1 protein-coding gene is annotated in these 359 nt (G+C 34.0%); it reads left to right on the top strand.

Going from position 1 to position 359, the window contains the following annotated elements; genetic code table 11:
• Positions 1 to 209: 209 nt before the first annotated feature.
• A partial coding sequence (locus NL42_RS18380; RefSeq protein WP_461313845.1) for a TetR/AcrR family transcriptional regulator occupies positions 210 to 359 on the top strand: 150 nt, incomplete at its 3' end.

Here is a 359-nt window from a genome sequence, read left to right on the forward strand (position 1 = left end):
TGCCAAAAGCTATAACGACACAGCTTAAAACTTTTAAAGCAGCTTGATTACCCTAAGGTTTTCAGGCTTTAAGTGTTTTTTATTTAAAACTTAGCAACACAAAACTTGAGATGTGCTACGCACAGTCTTTACGGCTTTGCTATGCCTTTTTTTCTCCCAAAAAAATATCTCATTTAGAAACAACAATAATTTTTTATAACGGTAAAACGATGCCAAATTTAGTTCTCCCAACACGTGCCATGCAAGTCATTAATACGTCTATTCATTTATTTCACCATTTTGGGTTTCATACTGTTGGGGTCGATAGAATCGTAAAAGAGTCAAAAATCCCAAAAGCGACTTTTTATAACTACTTTCAC

The organism is Acinetobacter sp. GN11 (assembly GCF_054823985.1).